At 60.1% G+C, this 17,748-nt stretch carries 14 protein-coding genes, 2 tRNA genes and 1 pseudogene; 8 read left to right on the plus strand and 9 right to left on the minus strand.

The genetic code is table 11. The features are described 5' to 3' along the window. Window positions 1-76, plus strand: a tRNA-Glu gene (locus AC07S6_RS26515). 3 nt (window positions 77-79) lie between these two features. Continuing rightward, a tRNA-Gly gene (locus AC07S6_RS26520) sits at window positions 80-155 on the plus strand. Between the two features lie 78 nt (window positions 156-233). On the opposite strand, the pseudogene AC07S6_RS26525 reads toward AC07S6_RS26520, so the two are convergent. Beyond that, window positions 234-1,024: pseudogene (locus AC07S6_RS26525) on the minus strand (helix-turn-helix transcriptional regulator). A gap of 137 nt (window positions 1,025-1,161) precedes the next feature. Here AC07S6_RS26525 and AC07S6_RS26530 point away from each other — a divergent pair. The 3 genes from AC07S6_RS26530 to gltS all read left to right on the plus strand — a co-directional run bounded on the left by AC07S6_RS26530 (window position 1,162) and on the right by gltS (window position 3,951). After that, entirely contained in the window at window positions 1,162-2,265 is a 1,104-nt protein-coding gene (locus AC07S6_RS26530; protein WP_495113349.1) for a polyamine ABC transporter substrate-binding protein, read from the plus strand. Window positions 2,266-2,287: 22 nt separating this feature from the next. After that, a complete protein-coding gene (locus AC07S6_RS26535; RefSeq protein ID WP_495113350.1) occupies window positions 2,288-2,575 on the plus strand; it encodes a hypothetical protein in 288 nt (95 codons plus the stop codon). Window positions 2,576-2,739: 164 nt separating this feature from the next. After that, window positions 2,740-3,951, plus strand: a complete 1,212-nt coding sequence (gene gltS / locus AC07S6_RS26540; protein ID WP_236452515.1) for a sodium/glutamate symporter — start codon at window positions 2,740-2,742, stop codon at window positions 3,949-3,951. Window positions 3,952-3,956: 5 nt separating this feature from the next. Here gltS and pdxR read toward each other — a convergent pair whose 3' ends face one another. After that, window positions 3,957-5,447, minus strand: a complete 1,491-nt coding sequence (gene pdxR, locus AC07S6_RS26545; RefSeq protein ID WP_495113351.1) for a MocR-like pyridoxine biosynthesis transcription factor PdxR — start codon at window positions 5,445-5,447, stop codon at window positions 3,957-3,959. 77 nt (window positions 5,448-5,524) lie between these two features. On the opposite strand from pdxR, the gene AC07S6_RS26550 reads away from it, so the two are divergent. Beyond that, complete coding sequence (locus AC07S6_RS26550; RefSeq protein WP_495113352.1) at window positions 5,525-7,186, plus strand: M24 family metallopeptidase; 1,662 nt, start codon at window positions 5,525-5,527, stop codon at window positions 7,184-7,186. 182 nt (window positions 7,187-7,368) lie between these two features. Here AC07S6_RS26550 and AC07S6_RS26555 read toward each other — a convergent pair whose 3' ends face one another. From AC07S6_RS26555 to AC07S6_RS26580, 6 genes are all read right to left on the minus strand, one after another. Next, entirely contained in the window at window positions 7,369-9,108 is a 1,740-nt protein-coding gene (locus tag AC07S6_RS26555) for a dipeptidase (protein ID WP_490615559.1), read from the minus strand. A gap of 95 nt (window positions 9,109-9,203) precedes the next feature. After that, window positions 9,204-10,421 carry a phospholipase D-like domain-containing protein gene (locus tag AC07S6_RS26560; RefSeq protein WP_495113353.1) on the minus strand — a complete coding sequence of 406 codons (1,218 nt, stop codon included), beginning with the start codon at window positions 10,419-10,421 and terminating at the stop codon, window positions 9,204-9,206. 56 nt (window positions 10,422-10,477) lie between these two features. Next, the gene (locus AC07S6_RS26565; RefSeq protein ID WP_057978136.1) at window positions 10,478-11,125 is read right to left on the minus strand and encodes a MotA/TolQ/ExbB proton channel family protein; all 648 of its coding nucleotides are present in this window, start codon (window positions 11,123-11,125) and stop codon (window positions 10,478-10,480) included. Window positions 11,126-11,150: 25 nt separating this feature from the next. Further along, entirely contained in the window at window positions 11,151-13,436 is a 2,286-nt protein-coding gene (locus AC07S6_RS26570) for a TonB-dependent receptor (protein WP_495113354.1), read from the minus strand. Between the two features lie 24 nt (window positions 13,437-13,460). Then, complete coding sequence (locus AC07S6_RS26575) at window positions 13,461-14,189, minus strand: energy transducer TonB family protein (RefSeq protein WP_014717773.1); 729 nt, start codon at window positions 14,187-14,189, stop codon at window positions 13,461-13,463. Window positions 14,190-14,191: 2 nt separating this feature from the next. Continuing rightward, window positions 14,192-14,599 (minus strand): ExbD/TolR family protein, encoded by a 408-nt coding sequence (locus AC07S6_RS26580; protein ID WP_014717774.1) that lies wholly within the window; start codon window positions 14,597-14,599, stop codon window positions 14,192-14,194. Between the two features lie 190 nt (window positions 14,600-14,789). Here AC07S6_RS26580 and AC07S6_RS26585 point away from each other — a divergent pair, with 190 nt between their 5' ends. Then, window positions 14,790-15,344 carry a GNAT family N-acetyltransferase gene (locus AC07S6_RS26585; RefSeq protein ID WP_197880833.1) on the plus strand — a complete coding sequence of 185 codons (555 nt, stop codon included), beginning with the start codon at window positions 14,790-14,792 and terminating at the stop codon, window positions 15,342-15,344. Beyond that, window positions 15,341-16,915: an alkaline phosphatase D family protein gene (locus tag AC07S6_RS26590; protein ID WP_495113355.1), complete on the plus strand. Its 1,575-nt coding sequence runs from the start codon at window positions 15,341-15,343 to the stop codon at window positions 16,913-16,915. Before AC07S6_RS26585 ends, AC07S6_RS26590 begins: the two co-directional genes overlap by 4 nt. Before the next feature lie 137 nt (window positions 16,916-17,052). Here AC07S6_RS26590 and AC07S6_RS26595 read toward each other — a convergent pair whose 3' ends face one another. After that, the gene (locus tag AC07S6_RS26595) at window positions 17,053-17,697 is read right to left on the minus strand and encodes an alanyl-tRNA editing protein (protein ID WP_495113356.1); all 645 of its coding nucleotides are present in this window, start codon (window positions 17,695-17,697) and stop codon (window positions 17,053-17,055) included. Window positions 17,698-17,748: the final 51 nt, after the last annotated feature.

Consider the following 17,748-nt stretch of genomic DNA (forward strand, 5'->3'; position numbering starts at 1 on the left):
GTCCCCTTCGTCTAGTGGCCTAGGACACCGCCCTTTCACGGCGGTAACAGGGGTTCGAGTCCCCTAGGGGACGCCATTTGCGGGAATAGCTCAGTTGGTAGAGCACGACCTTGCCAAGGTCGGGGTCGCGAGTTCGAGTCTCGTTTCCCGCTCCATATTTAACGAAAACGCCGATCAGTGATGATCGGCGTTTTCGTTTGTGCGCAATTTACTTCGCCAGCGCACCACCCCGTTCAAAGCGTCGAAGGGATCTCTTGCCGTGGCATGAAAAAACGCGCAAACAGTTCGGACTGAGATTTGATATTCAGCTTGCTGTAGATGTTGCGGCGGTGGACCTTGATGGTTTCTGTCGACAGCGACAGCTTGCCGGCGATCTCTTTGTTGGAGAACCCACTGAGGAGTAACTTGAGCACGTCCTTTTCACGTGCCGTTACTTGTGTTTCCAACTGAGTAAGTGCCTCGGCCCATGGAGCCGGCTCGGCGAGGTTTTTTGTCGGGTCAGTTTCAAAGTACATGCGTTGATGCATCATTGCCGTCACCCACGGCTTGATCATGTCCAATACCGTTATCTGCGCCTGGGTGAATCGCAGGTTGCTGCCAAACGACATGCACAGCGTGGTGCCGGCATCGAGCCGTACATTGTATTGCGCCTCATCGACCGAGATGTATTGCGCGAAATATTGTTGGTAGTACTCGGTTTCCCGGAAGTGTTCCGGCGCAATATCGAGCAGATGGAAGAATTCGCTCTGTGGGTTTTCTCGATCAGCGATATAGAACGGGTCCAGCAGATACAGGCCTTTCACATAGCGGTGAATAAAGGCGTCGATTTCTTCGCTGTCGGCTACTTCGGGCAGGCTGATCACGCGCACCGCGTGGTCGCCAAAAACCAGCACTACCCAATTGTCTATCTGCACATATTCATTCAATACGCGATCAACGTACTCCAGAACTCCGGGCGATTGAGCTGCATGATCAGTTTTCCAACCGATCGGTGCCAAGCCAGGCTATGAAGGTCAAGCGACATGTTTTACCCCTTTAGGGTTAGGGCTTTGCAGGCCAGAGCTAAGTACTTGTAGGTATTTACTATTCGTTGATGCTCGGTATATTCACCCCGAGCTTACGATAGCCATGAAGGCGTGTCGTGTGGACAGGGATAGTCATATGAGTCGAGCACACTTGCGAGCTATTTTTTTAGCTTCGCTCCTGGGCGCTGCAACCAGCACGCCCGCAGCCGCCGCTGAATCTTCGGTGTATCTGTATAACTGGTTCGGGTTTCTTGAACCGCAGACGCCCAGGCAATTCCAGCAGGAGACCGGCATCAAGCTGCATATGGATGCTTTCGACAGCGCCGAAATCATGCAGAGCAAGGTCATGGCTGGGCGCACCGGCTATGACCTGGTCGTGGCCACCTCCAATGTATTACCCGGCTTGATCAAGGCTGGGGTGCTGCAGCCGCTGGATCGCGCGCAGTTGAGTAACCTTTCGCACATCGACCCTGACATCCTCTCCCTGCTGGCGGTCAATGACCCCGGTAACCGCTACGCCGTGCCCTATGTCTGGGGCACCACCGGCATTGGCTACGACGTGGATAAAGTCAAGGCGGCGCTGGGCGATGACGTCCCGGTGGACAGCTGGGACCTGATCTTCAAAGAAGAAAACATCAGCAAGCTCAAGTCTTGCGGCGTAGCCATGCTCGACTCCCCCAGCGAAATCATTTCGATCGCCTTGCACTACCTGGGGCTGCCCAGCAACAGTACCGATCCAGAGGATTACCAGAAGGCTCAGGCGCTGCTGTTGAAAATCCGCCCCTATGTGCTCTATTTCGACTCTTCCCGGATCGACACCGACTTGGCCGACGGCAACATCTGCGCGGTCGTAGGCTGGGCCAATGGTGCGCTGGCGGCGCAGGCGATTAATGAAAAGTCCAACAGCGGCCGTAAGATTGCCTACAGCCTGCCGCGCGAAGGCGCCTTGGTCTGGTCTGAAAACTGGGTGTTGCTCAAGGATGCTCGCCACCCAAAGGCCGCTCTGGCGTTCATCAACTACATGCTGCAGCCGCAGGTGATAGCCAAGACGTCCAACTACATGCTCTATCCCAACGCCAACAAAGATGCCACTGAGTTCGTCGAGCAAAAGTTGCGGGATAACCCTTGGATTTATCCCGATAAAAAGACCATGGCCACACTGGTTCCGCTTGAGCCCTTGCCGCTGAAGGCGGAGCGCATTCGCACACGGGTCTGGACCAAGGTCAAAAGCGGTACGTGACGGGGTCGGGGAGGGAGACAGCATGCCCCAGGGTCGTGATCAGCGTTATTTAGAGTCGGACGACTACAAGGCCTACAAAGAGATTGAAGAACAGATCGGCCTCTGTACGCCAGAGCAAGCCTGGGCCATGTATTACGTTTCGACGGGCATGGTGCGTGAAAACATTACCCTGGCCGTGATGGAGCACATTGGCCGGGGCAATCGTGCCCTGTTGCTTGAGTTTCCAGACCTGGTGCGAATCGCAGGGCGTGACGCTGAACCGGGGGAGATCGCCTCCAACTGGCCTCTGCTGCGAAGGCGTCGTCGATAAGTCTACTGTGAGTATCTCTGGAGGGGCGAGGTGCAGGCGGTTGTAGGTTATTATTGTGAAGCTTGTAGGGAAAGTCTGTGTTTTTTGTAGGGTTGATGCCTTTTCACCCTGTGCTCTCTACTCTGGCCACCCATTCTCCTTGTCCACTTCAGAGAACTGACCGGATGCTTCAGCTCGATTTCTATTCAACCCTCGTTGCCGCTTCGCTGGTGCTATTGCTGGGGCGGGGACTTGTGGCCCGTATCGGCTTTCTGCGTACTTACAATATTCCGGAACCGGTAGCCGGCGGCCTGTTGGTCGCCATGCTGCTCCTGGCGTTGCGCGCGTTTGCCGATATCGAAGTACGCTTCGATCCTTCATTGCAAACCCCGTTGATGTTGGCGTTCTTTGCCACTATCGGTTTGAACGCCGATTTTGCCAGCCTGAAGAAAGGCGGGCGGATCCTGGCGGTGTTTCTGTTGGTGGTAACGGGCTTGCTGGTGGTGCAAAACGCAATGGGTATCGCGCTGGCCTCGGCGCTCGGGCTTGACCCATTGATGGGCCTGCTTGCGGGCTCGGTGACCTTGTCCGGTGGACATGGTACCGGTGCGGCCTGGGGCGCGGTGTTCAGTGAGCAGTATGGCGTGGCGTCTGCGTCTGAATTGGCGATTGCCTCGGCGACCTTTGGCCTGGTGCTCGGTGGACTGATCGGCGGGCCCGTGGCGCGTTTTCTGATCAAGCGGGTCGAGGTTCCAGGTATTGGGCAACCGCAATCGAGCCTGGCCAAGGGGTTCGAGCAACCGAACGAAGAGCGCCTGATCACCGCGTTTTCGTTTATCGAGACCCTGGCGCTGGTGGCGATCAGCCTGCAGGGCGGCAACTTGTTGAATGCCGCCATCCAAGGCACCGCTTTCGAATTGCCGACGTTCGTGTGCGTATTGTTCGTCGGTGTGGTGCTGCGCAATGGGCTGTCGATGCTCGGCTGGCATCAGGTGTTCGAACGCGAAGTCTCGGTGCTGGGCAATGTCAGTTTGTCGTTGTTCCTGGCGATGGCGCTGATGTCACTCAAGCTCTGGGACTTGGCGGCACTGGCTTTGCCGATTGTCATTCTGCTGGCCGCACAGGCATTGCTGATGGCGCTGTTCGCGATTTTCGTGACGTTCCGGGTGATGGGCCGCAACTACGATGCGGCGGTGCTGGCGGCAGGCCATTGCGGCTTCGGGCTAGGCGCCACGCCCACGGCGATTGCCAATATGCAGGCGGTGACGCAGCGCTTCGGGCCTTCGCAGATCGCGTTTCTGGTGGTGCCGATGGTGGGCGCGTTCTTCATCGATATCGCTAACGCGGTGGTGATCAAGTTGTACCTGGCGCTGCCGTTCCTAGGGGCCGCAGGGTAAGTTTTTCAGCGCTTGCCCATGGCGTTCATCGCCTGGGCCAGGCGCTGAGTGGCTTGCTGGATTTCATCCCGGTCGAGGGAGGCAAAGCCCAGGCGCAGCGCGTTTACCGGTTGGTCGTTGGGTGAAAACTGACGACCGCTGCGCACCACGACGCCGTGGTCCAGTGCGGTGCTTGCCAACTTATCGACGTCTATTTCTTCCTCGAAACGTACCCATAGCGCCAAGCCACCCTCGGGCTCGCGCACTTGTATGCGAGCACCAAACGCCTGATCCAGGCAATCTTGCAATACCGTGCGGCGCGCCCGATATTCTTTCGACACGCGGCGCACATGCTTCTTCAACTCCCCGTCATTGATCAGGTCTGCCAGCATGGCTTGAGCGACCGCGTCGGCATCGCCCAACATCAGCGCGGCATTGCGCTGCAGGGCTTCAATCACAGAGGTGGGCGCCACGATATAGCTGCAGCGGAACGTCGAGCCCAGCACTTTGGACAACGAGCCGATATACAGCACATGGCGTTGGGCGCGGTCACTGGCCAGCGGTAGGTAAGGGCGGCCACTGAAATGATATTCGTGGTCGTAGTCCTCTTCGATAATGCAAAAGTCATGCAGCGCGGCCAACGCCAGCAAGTGTTGCCGGCGGGCGGCATGCAGGCTCACGGTGGTGGGGAATTGGTGATGGGGCGTGAGGTAAATCATGCGCACCTTGTGCTCACGGCATAAGCGCTCGACCTGGTCGGTGCGGCAACCTTCATCATCGATGTCGACCGTGACCAACCTCGCCCCGAGCTTGCGGAAAATTTCCCATGCCGGTGGGTAGCTCAGGCGTTCCACCAGGACCACGTCGCCGGGCTTGAGCAGCAGGCTGGCGCTCAGGAACAGGGACATCTGGGTGCCTTGGGTCAGGCAGATATTTTCGGCAGTGACCGTCAGCCCACGGTTGTTGCGCAGCATCTCGGCCAGGGCGCAGCGCAAGTGATAGCCGGTGCCTTCGCTGCCGTAGCGCACGGTATTGGAGGCAAAGCTGTTGCGCAGTGCGTGGCGATAGTAACGGTGCAAAACGGCCTGGGGCAGCAGGCGGTGGTCGCTGGTGCCGTTGTCGAAAAACAGCGCGCCGTGTCGATGCTCAAGCGCCACCACTTGGGCGTTATGGGTGAAATAGGGTACCGCTGGTTGGTCCAGTAACTGCGGCGCGAAAGACGGTTGTGTAACGCTGGGCAGTTGCTTGGGTGTCAGATGCGCATTGACGAAGGTGCCACGGCGCGGCTCGCTGGTCAGCCAGCCCTTGGTCATGGCTTCTTCGTAGGCCAGGATCACCGTCTTGCGGTTGACGTCGAGCAAGTGTGCCATCTCCCGCGTGCCCGGCAATAACGTGCCGGGCGGCAGGCGGCCTTCGAGGATGGCATTGACCAAGCCTTCGGCGATCTTGCGGTAAGACGCCTGGCTTGCATCTTCTTCAAGCCGGAGCAATGGGCGCCATTTACGCATCTGGACCATCTGAAGTATCCAAATCTGGAGGTTTTAATGGGCCTAGTCTAACGCAACAATCAAGCCTCACTCATCCCGAGGTCTTTATGAATACACGTCATGTCATCGAACTGTCGCCCTCGGGGAAAACCTTTGAAGCGGGCGATGAACTCTTGCTCGACGCCATGCTCGCCAGTGGCCTGGCCGTGCCGTTCTCCTGCCGCCGTGGCGCCTGCGGTTCGTGCAAGGTGGTGGTCGCCGAAGGTGCGTACCGGGCCAAACGCCTGGTGCCGGGTGCGTCGCAGCCTTCTTATCCTTTGGCAGCCAATGAGATGTTGTTATGCCAGAGCCACGCCTGTGGCGACATGCGCCTGTATATTCCCGGCTGGTCGCTGGATACGCCCGCGCTGGTAGTTGCGGCGCAGGTTCACAGCAAGCATGCGCTGGGCCCCGATGTGATCGAGTTGGTATTGATGCCCGAAACCCCAGTGGCGGTGCGGGCTGGCCAATACCTCAAGTTTCACCTGGCGGACGGTGACACGCGCTGCTTCTCGATTGCCAACCTGCCCGATGAGGACGATGGGCGCTTGGTCTTCCAGATTCGCCGGGTGAGTGGCGGGTATTTTTCCGAGGGTATGCTGGGTGGTCTCGCCGTGGGTGAGCGTCTGCACGTGGAAGGGCCGTTTGGTGCCTGTACCTGGCAGGACGATGAGGCGGCGCCCGTGGTGCTATTCGCTACGGGTACTGGTTACGCGGGCATCAAGCCTATCTTGCTGACCGCGCTCAAGCGCGATGTCGACGTGACGTTGTATTGGGGCGGCGCGCAATCGGCGGACTTTTATGACAGCGCTTTCCTCGACCACCTGATGCTTGAGCATCCCCGTTTTCGCTGGCATCCCGTGCGGTCCTCCGAGGGCAGGGTTCAGGAGGTTGCAATGAGTCATGGGCATCAGTGGGAACAGGCCCAGGTCTATGCGTGCGGCAACGGTGCAATGCTCGGCCAGGTACGCATCCACTGCCTTGAAGCGGGGTTGCCCAGCCACCGGTTTATCGCGGAGGCGTTTGTCGCCAGTGGTCGGTCAAGTGCTGGAGCAGTTTCCCTATCGTTTGACCCGGTGTGGGAGAAAGTCGGCCCGCGTTATTCCTTGGACGGCATGCTGGCTGCGCGGGAAAAATCCATACGTGCCCTGGCGGCGATTGCCAGCCAGTTGAAAGTCGGCATGACCACCGGCGAGGCCCTTGAGATGGCCGCCCGGCAACTGCAGGCCATGGGCGCTTCGCACACTTGGCATCCGACCTACATTCGTTTTGGCGCCGACACTGTTCGCCCTCCGCGCGAGGGCATAGATCGCCAGCGCAGGCTGCGTGCTAATGACATTGCCGTGGTCGATCTTGGCCCGGTGTGGGATGGCTACGAAGGGGACTATGGCGATACGTTTGTGTTCGGCGACGCGCCGTTGCACCAGGCCTGTACGACGGCCTTGCATGAAGTCTTCGATGAAACACGCCAGGCGTGGCTGCGTGGTCTGACCGGGCGTGAGCTCTACGACTTCGCCGAGCACAGCGCTGCGTCAAAGGGCTGGAGGCTGGCGCGCAACCTGGCGGGGCACCGCCTTGCGGACTTTCCCCATGCATTGTTCGAAAGCAAGGAGTTGGCTGACCTGGAGATCCCACCGAGTGAAATGGCCTGGGTATTGGAGATCCAGCTGTGCCATCCCACTGAGCCGGTGGGGGGGTTCTTTGAAGACATGCTGATGTTGCAAGGCTGAAGAGCTGTCATTGTTGCCGAGTCGTGTTTGACGCGATGGCCCTGCAAAGCGAGATCTCACCCACACCGCCGATCCCCTGTAGGAGCTGTCGAGCTTTAGCGAGGCTGCGAAAGCGGTGGTTCAGGCGCTGAAGAGGATGCCTGTGCCGCTGCCTTCGCAGCCTCGCTTGGGTACCAGATGGGTCAGAGCTTCGGCAACTGCCCGACGCGGCCCATCATTTCGGTGACGATCTGCAGGTCCAGCAAGAACTGTTCAACCGTCTTGAACTCACTGTCAGTGTGCCCGGTGTACTTCTCTTCCGGGCGGGCCAGGCCGAATTGCACGCCGTTGGGCAGGTCGTGCACCGAGGTTGCGCCGGCCGAGGTGCCGAATTTGTGCGCCATGCCCAGGTTTTCAGTGGCCACTGCCAGCAAGGCTTTTACCCATTCCCCTTCAGGGTTGCGGTACATCGGCGTGTCCAGCGAGTAAGTGAAGCTCACGTTGACCTTGGCGTTCTTGTCCCAGGCGTTCAGCTTCTGCTCGATTTGCGCCTTGAGCGCCGCCGGGGTTTTACCTTTCGGTGCGCGCAGGTTCACGGCCAGTTTAAAGGCCTTGTCATCCTGCCCCACAAACGTCAGCGAGGTGGTCAGCGGCCCCATGAAATCATCCGCGTAGCCCACACCCAATTTGCCGCCCAGGTAATCCAGGCCCCAGTTGTCGGCGGCATAGCGCGCGGCATCGGTGATGTGGTTGTGCTGGAGGGCGACCTTGCCGTCGAGGCTGTGGATCAGGTCCAGCATGCGCGCCACCGGGTTGACCCCGGTTTCAGGCTCGGAAGAGTGAGCGGATACGCCGGTAACCGTGAGTTTGACATCCTTGCCATCGACCTTGGCCGTCACCTGGAAGTCGCCACCGTTGCGCTTGGCATAGTCGGCACCGGCCTGTTGCAGGCTGGCGGCCAGTTCGGCGGGGGTGTCGCTGACCAGCGTGGCCACCGAGGCCGATGGAATCTGGTTGTTCGCCTTGCCGCCGGTCATCGCGATGATTTCTGCGCCTTTGCCTTCGCCCTTGCGCACCGGGAAGGTGGCCATCACGGTACCCGAGCCTTTTTCGGCGATCACCACCGGGTAACCGCCATCCAGCGCCAAGTTGTATTGCGGCACGGGGTTGCGTTCGAAGTAGTAAGGAATGGCATCACCGGCGGTTTCTTCAGTGGTGTCCACCAGCAGCTTGAACGTGCGCGCCAGTGGCAGTTTTTCTTCCTTGATCACTTTCATGGCGTACATCGCCACCACGATGCCGTTCTTGTCATCCTCGGTCCCGCGGCCATACATGCGGTCGCCAATCAGCGTGACCTTGAACGGGTCGAGTTTGGTACCGTCTTGCAGCACCCAGTTTTCCGGGGTCACGGGCACCACATCGGCATGGGCGTGCACACCCACGACTTCATCACCGCTGCCTTCCAGAGAAATTTCGTATACGCGGTTGTCGACGTTACGGAAGTTCAGGTTGAAGGACTTGGCCAGGGCCTCGATCTTTGCGGCAATCTTGAGGAATTCCGGGTTTTTGTACTGTGGCAGACCGTCTACGTTGAACGTCGGGACTTCCACCAGTTCACGCAAGGTTTCGAGCGCGGCTTTGCCATATTTAACGCGGGTGTAAATGCCCAGCAGGCGATTGATCTCGTTCTGCTGCTCGGCGCTCAGGGGTTTGTTGCCCACAAACGCGCTGATAGCCGGGCCGGTGTCAGCCGCTTTGCCCAGCTCGCCCTGGGCCAGAGTGCCGAGGAAACTGCGAAAATCGGTAACCGAGGTCTCGTTGAACTGCTTCAGGATTGCCGTGCTCTGGTCCGCGCTGATGTTGGCGAATGCGGGCGTGGCGACGGCCGAAAGGCCGGCGGCGAACAGGGTGGCAACCGCCAATTGCTTAAGTGGAAAGTGCATGGTTGAAGGCATTCCTTTGCAGGTAGTGAGTAGGAGGTTTCTGACGGAAGAGACAGAAACATTTCCACACACTACCATTACTCAGGTGCCCAAGGTCAATGCTGGCCAGGGTGGGGCGCGGGATACTCTTGGGTCACGCTCAAGGCTCTAGCGTAAGGCCCATCCCACAGTTGTTCATGCAACTGGCCTACACGCCTGGCCATCGCCTCACTGCGCATCACCACCTCCAGATTGCGTGAATTATCCAGGTAGCTGCCCAACCAATTGCTGGTGCCTACCCACGCCACTTGCCCGTCGATCTCCATGGTTTTGCTATGTATCACCCGCGCATAAGGGATAAAGCCTTGCTTGGCTTCGGGCAGGGTGACGATCTTGATCTCAACATTGGGCAGCACCGCCAGGCTCTTGAGATAGGGCAGTTCCAGCGGGTCGGTATTCCAGTTGGACACCATCAGTTTGATCGACACGCCACGGGCTGCGGCGGCGCGCACGGCGTTGTCGATCACCGCGTAGTACGGTCGGGTTCGATCCGGTCCGTAGGACAGCGGCGCGTAGTCGAGCAATTGCACGCGCACCTCTTTTTGGGCTTCGCCCAGCAGGCGCGGCAGTTCCAGCTGTGAGTCGCCCACGCCGGGCGGGTTGTAGCGTTGCGGGCTGGCCACCAGGTAGTTGCCGGTACGTGCGGGTGCTGGGCCGCTGGCGGGTAGCGGCACCGGTTGTTTACCCGCCAGCGCGGCCTGGGCTTGCCAGTCTTGCTCGAAGATCGCCTGCACTTGGCCCACCACCGTTTCGTCAGTGATCCGCAGCCCGGTTTCGTGGATATGTTCCAGGGCGCGCCAGTCAAAATTCTGACTGCCGACAAACGCCTGCTTGCCATCCACCAGCAGGTACTTGGCGTGGATGATGCCGCCGCTCAGTTGCCCGTAGGGCAGCACGCGCAAGGTCAGGTTGGGAATGGCGCGCAAGCGTTCCAGGGTGGCGGCATCCGACAGCTTGATGCCTTTTTCTTCGAGCAGGAAACGAATCTTCACGCCGCGTTTGCCGGCGGCTTCCAGGTGTTCAAACACGCTGTTCATCACCGAGCCAGGGTGGTCCGCGGCGTAGAACTGGCCGATATCAATGTGGCTTTTGGCGCCGTCGAACAGCTCGATCCATACCGGGCCGGGCTGGCGCAAATCGTCGGTGCCCAGGGCGGTGTCCACAGGCACGGTATGCACCAATTCAAAACCTGGAATGGAAAAGTCCGCCTGGGCCAGCGGACTGAGGAGCAAGCCGGTCAGGCCGGCAATACGCAACTTTATCGAAAGGGACATAAGCGTCTCATCGCACCAAAGGTAAAGGCGAGCGCCCAAGGCGCCCGCCCTGCAGGTCAGGCTGTGCGGCTGTGCAGCGGGGTGGGCACGCGATGAGTCACTTCATCCTGTGCGCGGGCACCGGTGGCGGCGCGGATCAACAGGATCTTCAACTGGTCGTTGATGCGCTCCAGGCTGTCCTGGAAGAAGTTGTGGAACACCACGCAGAACAGCGCGATGGCGATACCTAATCCCGTGGCAAACAAGGCCGTCCCGATACCACCGGAAATCTGCCCTGGGTCCGATACGCCCGCGGTGGCCAGCGCCTTGAAGGTGTCGATGATGCCGAGAATGGTGCCCAGCAGGCCCAGCAGCGGGGCGGCGGTGGTGATGGTCTCGATGATCCACAGGCTGCGGGCCAGTGGGGCGCGGGTCTTCAGGTATTGGGTATCGATTTCGTCGTCCAGGTCCTTGCGCGAACCGTGGGTCGCCTTCTGGGCCAGCACCGGCAAGATCATGTTCAGCGGCAGGCTGTCGCGACGGGTCAGGTTGTCCGGCAGGTCACGCTCGCTGTGCACATTGGCGCCCAGGGCGTCGATCAATGCGCGTGCCTGGCGGCGTACGTAGGCGAAGTAGATACCGCGTTCGATGGCGATGAAGATCGCAATGGCCATCGCCGCGTACATCACATAGAAAGTGACGTCGTGGAGCAGGTTCATATCCATGATGGTGTTCCTCTTGGGGTGAGTCTTAGAAATTCGCTTCCAGCGAAACCGTGACGGTACGGTCCAGGCCGACGATGTACGCAGGGTCGCCATCGCGGAAACCGCTGTAGCTGGCCGCGTTGGTCTTGGTGGTGTACACGCCGTCCAGGTATTTCTTGTCGAACAGGTTGTCGACGTTCAGGCGCAGGGTCGCGTCCTTGACCACTTTCTTGTCCACCGGCAGGTAAATACCGGCGCCGAGGTTGAACACGGTGCGACCGGAAATCGCCTCGTCGTTGGTCAGGTCGCCGTAGAGCTTGCTGGTGTACTTGCCACCGAAGGTGCCGTAGAAGCGCCCGTCGTCATACCCGATGTTGGCCGCCAGCATGTTCTTGGGCACGTTGGCGAACTGCTTGCCACTGGTGGGCAGCACGATGGGTTTGCCGGCGTTGTAGACGGTCAGGTCATCCTGCTGCTCGGCCTTGGTGTAGGTGTAGGAGGTGTAGTAATTGAAGTGGTGGGGCAACTGGCCGCTCCACTCCAGCTCCAGGCCTTTGTTGACCACGGAGCCGGCGTTGATGTCGGCAAAGTCACCGTTGATGTCCCGGGACGAAACCTGGCGGTTCTTGAAGTCCATGTAGAACAGGGTGGCGGCCAGGTTCATATCGTCGCCGCTGTAGCGCCAGCCCAGTTCGTGGTTCCAGCTGGTTTCCGGTTCGGCGTCGATCGAGCCGGCGCCTTTGTCGTAGAGCACGTAGTTCTGCGGCACACGCATGTTGCGCGACAGGCTGTAGAACAACTGGTCACGCTCGTCCAACTGGTATTTCAGGCCGGCGTTGGGCAGCAGTTTGTTGTAGGTCTGGTTACGTTTTTCCGGGCGTTCGTTGAGGCTGCCGTGGTTGGTGCCTTCACGCTCGACGTTCATGTAGGCCAGGCCTGCGATGAAGGTCCAGTCCGGGTTGATGTACCAGGTGTCCTGGGCCCAGACTTTTTGCGCCGGCGTCACGGTGAAACGGTCGCGACCCTGCACGGTGTTGCCGTTGGCATCGACGATGGCGCTGTTGGAATCTGGCCAGGTATCCACTGGCTTGCCGTTGCTCTTGAGCGGAATGAACGGCTGGGTCTGGCTCTGGCGTGCGCGCTCGTACCAGTAACCGAATTGCAGGCTGTGGTCGCCAAGGTCCCAGGTCAGCTTGGTGGTGATGCCCGGACGCCAGGTTTGCGTGCGTGAAGGGCGGTAGTACACGCCGCTGTTGGGTGTGCCGTCGGCGTTGTATTGGGCGGCCGTGGGCAGGTTGCCGAGGTCGAACACACCGCCCTGGTTGGAGCCACGGTTGAGGGCATAGCTGGATGAACCGACGCCGCTGCCATTGCCCCAGTAGTAATACGGGATCACCGACAGTGCGAGGTTATCGGCCAGTTTGAACTGGGTGTTGAGCACGGCGGTGAACGTCTGGAACGGGTTCTGCGCCAGGGCGTAATAGCTGTTGTACTTGCCGTTGCTGCCCACGCTGGGTGTTGCCGGATAAGGGTCGTACTTGCGGCCATATTGCTGAAACTGCGCCTTGGTCAACTGGCTGTAACTGTTGTTGTCCTGCTCGTGGTACTTGAGGATCAGGTTGGCGGTGTTGCCATTGCCAGCGTCGAAAAAGCTGTTCCACTCCACCTTGTCCGCGCGTACCGCGCCCGAGCCGCGCCACATTTCACCTTCTGTGTGGGACACCGACAGCCAGTTGCTCAGGCCGTTGATTTCGCCGGTGTTGAGGCGGGCAAAAGTCTTGCGCGTGGCGTTGCTGCCGACGACCTGTTTGACGAAGGCACCGGTTTCCTTGGTCGGGCGAATGGTCACGATGCCAATGTTGCCGCCGCTGGAACCAATGTGCGGGCCGTCGGATTCCGAAGCGCCCTGGGTGACGAAGATCTGGTCGATGTTTTCCGGGTCGCCCAGCAGGTTGGAGTACAGCGCGTAGTTGCCGGAGTCGTTGATCGGCATGCCGTCCACCGACATGCCCACCTGGTCGGAGTTCATGCCGCGCATGGTGAAGCGAAAGCCCGACAGGCCGGTGTTGTCTTCACTGGAGATGTTCAAGCCCGGGGTGTACTTGAGCTTGTCGATGGCATTGCCGGTGGCCGCCTGTTTATCCAGTGCTTCCTTGGTCACCGTGGAGCGGCCCTTGATGCTTTCCTCCGGCACCATGTAACCGCCCCCGGCGGTCGCCTTGCCTTGTACCCCAATGGTGCCGACATCACTGTCGCTGGTCTCTGCCATGACCAGTCCCTGGCTCATGCTGGTCGCGGCCACAAGTGCCAGATGAATACGGGTGAACTTCATCACTGTCGTCCTGGTGTCGGGTGCTTATTGCACGCTGTAGTTGAAGGTGGCGGTGAAGCGCTGCTCATTGCGCCCCCCGAAGGCTTGCTCGGGGAACGGTTTGACTTGCTTGATGCGACGCAAGCTGTTGGTGGCTGCCCGGTTGAGCAACATGCTCGAGGCCTGGGTTTGTAAACCTGAGTCGAGGACGCGGCCCTGACGGTCTACCAACAGCCAAACCACCACCTCGCCGCTCGGGCGTTCGAGGGACGCCTGGCGCCCGGTGGGGTACTGCTTGTAGGTGTCCAGTTCGTTGCGCAAGCCTTTGAGGTAACCGCTTTCCAGGGCCTGGCCATCGACCTTCGGTGGCGCCGGTGGGGCAGGCGTCGGTGCCGCTTGGGTGACGACGGCCGGGGCTGGCTTGGCGGCCACCGGTGGCGGCGTCGGCACGGGCTTGGCGACCACGGGGGCAGGCTTGGGCACAGGTTTTGGCTTGGGTTCAGGTTTGGGTTTGGGCAGCGGCTTGGGCGGTGGCGGCGGGGGCGCCGGCTCGGCCTCTTCCTCTTCGATCACTGGCGGTGGCGGTTCTTGCTCCACCACCGGTTCCGGTATGACTTGCGGTTCCGGCTCGACCAAGGCCAATTCGACCGCCGACTCGTCATACACCGGCTCGACTTTCAACGTCTGGGACTGGATACCCAGTGCAATCAGCACCAGGGCGATCAGGGCCGGGACACTGCCCAGCAGCTGACGCGCACGAAACAGAACGTACATGATCAGGACTTACGCGTGGCGATGGACACGGAGGTGAAGCCACCCAGGCGCAGGGTGTCCATCACTTCCACCAGGCGCGAAACCTCCACGCCTTTGTCGCTGTTGACGATGATCGTCGACTTGGTATCGGGCTTTTCGGCCGCCTTCAGCGCCGGCACCAGGGCCTCCACCGTCAGGTCCTTGCCGTCCAGTTGCAACTGGCCTTCCAGGCCCAGGGTGAGGATGAATTTGTTCTGCGGCTTGAGCTGCTGCGAACTGCTGGCGCTGGGCAATTGGGTCTTCATGCCGAGCGCGGGAATCACGTTCAGGCTCACCAGTACGAAAAACACCAGCAGGAACATCATCACGTCGATCATCGGGATCAGCTCGATGTGCGCCTTGCGTTTCTTGGGTTCGTCCCAGGTTCTCATTCCGTTACCCCGTCATTGAATTAGGGGCAAAACGCTAACAGCCAAAAATGACCGATTGGTTAACTTTAATTGACCGTTTAGAGGCTCTAGGACGCGTCTTTCAGAAAACTTACCGGTCAGTTTTCGGGCGTAATGAAACTGACACTCGGGGCCTCCATGCTTGAGAAATTTATCTTGAGAGCCGGCTCCCATGCCCACTGCACTGCCTCAATTGACGACCCCGCGACTGCTGTTACGCGCACTGCATATGCACCAGGCGCAGGTGCTTTTCACGCTTGCCAACGGGCCGAAAATTGCCGACAACACGGCGAACATTCCATCGCCCTACACCTTGGAAACCGCGCAGGATTTTATTGCGGGGATCGCTGACAAGTACCGCACCGGTGAGCTGCTGAACCTGGGGATGCATGTGCGCGGCACCGACGAATTGGTCGGCATGGTCAGCCTGCGCATCAATGCACGCCATCACTATGGGCACTTGGGTGGCTGGGTGGCGGCGCACTGCCGTAACCAGGGGTATGCGGCTGAAGCGGCGAGCGCGGTGATGGATTTCGGCTTCGAGGCGCTAGGGTTGCAGCGCGTGGGCAGCCAGTGTTTCGTGAGCAACAAGGAGTCGGCGCGGGTCATGGAAAAGATCGGCCTGCGTTATGAGGGTTGCATGCGCCAGGCGTTTTTAAAGAACGGCGTGTATGAGGACATGCTCGGGTTTGCCACCGTGCGCGACGACTGGGAGCGCTGTTCGTGAGTGGCGAAGTGGACCACGGCCGGCGCCGGGTCCTTGGCGGGCTGGCGGTCGCTACCGCGTTTTCGATTCTCAGCCCGTTTGCGCGCAGTGCCGGGGTGGATTATCCGTTCACCCTCGGCGTGGCTTCCGGCGACCCGTTGCCAGATGGCTTTGTGATCTGGACGCGCCTGGCGCCGTTGTTCAACGCCGCGGATGGCCGTGGCGGCCTGAGTCGCTCGGTGCCGGTGCGTTGGCGGGTGGCCAGCGATGCGGCGATGACGCGCATTGTGAAGCACGGCGAAGTACTGGCGACGCCGCGTTTCGCTCACGCGGTGCATGTCGAGGTGGCGGGGCTGGCGGCAGATCGGCCGTATTGGTACCAGTTTGAAGGGCTCGGTGCGCAGAGCCCGATGGGCCAGTCGCGCACGATGCCGCCGCCGCAGGCCATGGCCTCGGCCCGGCTGGGGTTTGTGTCCTGCTCGCACTGGGAGCGCGGCTATTTCAGCGCCTACCGACACCTTGCCGCCGAGCAGCCGGACCTGGTGTTTTTCCTCGGTGATTACATCTACGACAGTTCCTATGCTGCGGAGTCGGGCAAGGTGTTTCGTTCTCACGGCAGCGGCAATGCGCAAAGCCTGAGTGATTACCGCAACCGCTACGCACTGTACAAGACTGATCCAGACCTGCAGGCCCTGCACGCCGCGGCTCCTAGCGTCGTAACCTGGGACGATCACGAAGTACAGAATGACTACGCCAACCGCTGGTCCCAGGACCCGAAGGTGGCGGTGGCGCAGTTTCTCAAGCAACGGGCCGCGGCGTACCAGGCGTTTTATGAACACATGCCCCTGCGTGCCAGCAGCGTGCCGAAGGGGCCGGACATGCGCATCTACCGGCGCCTGGACTATGGGCGGCTCGCGCGTTTTCATGTGCTCGACGGTCGCCAGTACCGTTCCGAGCAACCCTGCATCGCGGCCAATGGCAGCCACCAAGGGCATATTGTCACCACCCCTTGCAGCGACCTGCGTGACCCTGGCCGCACGTTGCTCGGCTGGCAGCAAGAGTCTTGGCTGGATCAGGGGTTTGCCCAGTCCAGTGCGCAGTGGAATGTCATCGCCCAGGATTTGCTGGTGGCGCCACTGATGCAGCGTGACTTGACCAACCATAAGCTTGGCCGCTGGACCGATGGTTGGGATGGCTACATGGCGAACCGCTCACGGATGCTGGCGTCGATCGTGCGCAATCGCGTGAAGAACCCGGTGTTCTGGGGAGGGGATATACATTCGTTCTGGGCCACCGACCTGCATGCGGACGCCGACAGGCCAGACTCGGCGGTGGTCGCCACCGAGTTTGTTGGCTCGTCGGTGACCTCCGACGGCCCGCCCTATGACGCGTTCATGAAGATCATGCCGCTCAACCCGCATGTGAAGTTTTTCGACAGTCGCCAGCGTGGGTATGTGTCGGTGGAGTTGGCGGCCAATAGCATGTTGACGAATTTTCGTGCGATCAGTGACCCGCGTGACCCGGCGGCGACGGTGTCGACGTTGAAGTCGTTCGTGGTGGAGCCGAGCAGGGCGGGGGCTATTGCCGTGTAGCCTGTTTCTCTGGGGCGATCCAATGTGGGAGGGGGCTTGCCCCCGATAGCGGTGTGTCAGTCACTGCATCTGCTACTGCACTAACGCTTTCGCAGGCAAGCCAGCTCCCACAGGGAACTGAGCTTAACTGAATGGCATTAAGGCAAGCCTCCCCCCACATTGATTTCATAGCGCACCGAGAGTGCGCCTTTTTTCTCTGACAACGCCAGGATCGTTACCTGGCCCAGTTCGCTCAACGCTTGAACATGCGTACCGCCACAGGCGTAAGCCGGTAATTCGCCGAAGCCGACTTCGCGGGTGCCATCTTCCAGCGTCATATAGCGGGGATAGTCGGCGGCGATCCATGTGTTGACCCACTGCTGGAGCGCCTGCGCATCCATGTCTTGCGCGGTCTGGCCACGGATAAAGGTGATCTTGCCTTCGCCGGGCCAGTGGTGAGCCTTGATCGGCATCCAGCCCAGGCGTTCGCCGGCATTGCCAATCAAGTGCCCCGCCGAATGCAGACGAGTGTGCAAGGCGCGCCGCTGTGCGTCGACTCGTGCAACGACGAGGCCGGGCTCCAGAGGTCGGTCGACGTAGTGCACCACCTGTTCGGCTTCCTGCATGACTCGCAGCACCTGGCTGTCGCCGAGCCAGCCGGTGTCGGACGGCTGGCCTCCGCCTTGGGGATGGAAAATGGTCGACTGCACAATCACGGCGAATTGCTCTTCGTACGGGGTGCAACTGAGCACTTCCAGCTCGGCCGTCAGGTGGTCGTGGGTAAAAAACAGGCGCTCGGTCATCATCTACATCCGCATCAGGGTTCTGTGGGCAGTATAAATAGTGCGCAGATG

The sequence above is a fragment of the Pseudomonas sp. GW821-FHT07B01 genome (assembly GCF_059419065.1).

Excerpts from the sequence above, each read along its gene's own strand:
- AC07S6_RS26550 (WP_495113352.1), top strand. The coding sequence starts at position 5,525 with ATGAATACACGTCATGTCATCGAACTGTCGCCCTCGGGGAAAACCTTT.
- AC07S6_RS26575 (WP_014717773.1), bottom strand. The coding sequence starts at position 14,189 with ATGTACGTTCTGTTTCGTGCGCGTCAGCTGCTGGGCAGTGTCCCGGCC.
- AC07S6_RS26580 (WP_014717774.1), bottom strand. The coding sequence starts at position 14,599 with ATGAGAACCTGGGACGAACCCAAGAAACGCAAGGCGCACATCGAGCTG.
- AC07S6_RS26570 (WP_495113354.1), bottom strand. The coding sequence starts at position 13,436 with ATGAAGTTCACCCGTATTCATCTGGCACTTGTGGCCGCGACCAGCATG.
- AC07S6_RS26560 (WP_495113353.1), bottom strand. The coding sequence starts at position 10,421 with ATGTCCCTTTCGATAAAGTTGCGTATTGCCGGCCTGACCGGCTTGCTC.
- gltS (WP_236452515.1), top strand. The coding sequence starts at position 2,740 with ATGCTTCAGCTCGATTTCTATTCAACCCTCGTTGCCGCTTCGCTGGTG.
- AC07S6_RS26535 (WP_495113350.1), top strand. The coding sequence starts at position 2,288 with ATGCCCCAGGGTCGTGATCAGCGTTATTTAGAGTCGGACGACTACAAG.
- AC07S6_RS26555 (WP_490615559.1), bottom strand. The coding sequence starts at position 9,108 with ATGCACTTTCCACTTAAGCAATTGGCGGTTGCCACCCTGTTCGCCGCC.
- AC07S6_RS26565 (WP_057978136.1), bottom strand. The coding sequence starts at position 11,125 with ATGGATATGAACCTGCTCCACGACGTCACTTTCTATGTGATGTACGCG.
- AC07S6_RS26585 (WP_197880833.1), top strand. The coding sequence starts at position 14,790 with ATGCCCACTGCACTGCCTCAATTGACGACCCCGCGACTGCTGTTACGC.
- AC07S6_RS26595 (WP_495113356.1), bottom strand. The coding sequence starts at position 17,697 with ATGACCGAGCGCCTGTTTTTTACCCACGACCACCTGACGGCCGAGCTG.
- pdxR (WP_495113351.1), bottom strand. The coding sequence starts at position 5,447 with ATGGTCCAGATGCGTAAATGGCGCCCATTGCTCCGGCTTGAAGAAGAT.
- AC07S6_RS26530 (WP_495113349.1), top strand. The coding sequence starts at position 1,162 with ATGAGTCGAGCACACTTGCGAGCTATTTTTTTAGCTTCGCTCCTGGGC.